The 1334-nt window shown below is 71.3% G+C and carries 2 protein-coding genes; both read left to right on the top strand.

Annotated features, from left to right (window positions below):
- Positions 1-160 precede the first annotated feature (160 nt).
- Complete coding sequence (locus tag AC27IO_RS24250; RefSeq protein ID WP_498741219.1) at positions 161-718, top strand: chemotaxis protein CheW; 558 nt, start codon at positions 161-163, stop codon at positions 716-718.
- 134 nt (positions 719-852) lie between these two features.
- The coding region (locus AC27IO_RS24245; RefSeq protein ID WP_498741218.1) for a DUF4140 domain-containing protein at positions 853-1334 on the top strand (482 nt) is incomplete at its 3' end.

The raw sequence follows: 1334 nt of genomic DNA, 5'->3' as shown, positions 1-1334 counted from the left end.
CCCTCGCTGGCCATGGCCGGCGGCGGCAGCGAAGACGACTGGCAGAACTTCTGACCCGCCCCCGCGCACCGTCCATGGCCCATCGTCCCACCCCGGTACGATGGGCCACCGGACCCCAACGGGACCCTTTTCTTCCTTCATTGCCTGCAAGAGATCCGCCATGGCCCTTTCTTCCTCTCCCACCGACACCACCGACACCACCGACACCGCCGCCGCCAATGCCGTCAGCCAGGGCGGCGAATTCCTCTCGTTCCGCCTGGGCGATGAGGAGTACGGCATCGGCATCCTCCAGGTACAGGAAATCCGCTCCTACGAGCCGCCGACGCGGCTGGCCGGTGCGCCCGACTTCATCAAGGGCGTGGTCGATCTGCGCGGCATCATCATTCCCATCGTGGACCTGCGCCTGCGGCTGCATTGCGCCAGCGCCGAGTACAACCACTCCACGGTGGTGATCGTGCTCAACGTCGGACAGCACACCGTGGGCGCGGTGGTGGACTCCGTCTCCGATGTGGTGGAGTTGACGGCGGAGATGATCCGCCCCGCGCCCCAGCTGTCCTCCAGCGTGGACGCCCAATTCATCCTGGGCCTGGGCAGCGTGAACGACCGCATGCTCATCCTCGTGGACATCGAGGGCCTGGTGGGCAGCGAGACGCTGGGCCGCATGCGGCCGACCGGCGTCAGCCCGGCCGCCGCGGCCGCTGCCGCGTTCATGGACTGATCGCCGGAGCGCCCTCGGCGCGGGGCTCCTGCGGGCCGCGGCGGGCACGGGTGAATAATCGCCGGGCGCGGTACCTTTCCGCCGCCTCCAGATCCATCCGCCAGCCCACCCAGGAGCCGCCCTTGATTCCCTCCATGCCCTCCCTGCGGCCCGTGCCTGCCGTCCGGCCGGCCGGCCCCACCATGGCCGCGCTGCTGACCTGTCTGTCCAGCGCCACGGCACTGCTGGGCACCGGCACCGCCCTGGCGCAGGACAGCGTGGCCTCGCGCATCACCCAGGTCACCGTCTCCCCCGGCAGCGCCACCGTGGAACGCACCGCGCGCGTGGCCGCCGGCGCCCGCAGCGCCGTGTTCCGCTGCCTGCCCGCCTCCATCGACACCGCCAGCCTGCAGATCGCCGCAGGCACCGGAGTGCGCGTGGGCGAATTCAAGATCACCACCGAAGACCGCGACGTGGCCGCCGGCTGCGCCAGCCCGCTGGACGGCCGCATCCAGGACCTGGAAGACCAGCTGGCCGCCGTGCGTGCCGAGACCGCATCGCTGCAGCTCGTGAACCGCTACCTGCAGGGCGTGGCCGGCAACGCCGGCAGCGCGGCCGACACGCCGCCGCCCGACCG

This window comes from Acidovorax sp. KNOB132 (genome assembly GCF_057541515.1).
This window is presented reverse-complemented; position numbering and strand designations above follow the sequence as displayed.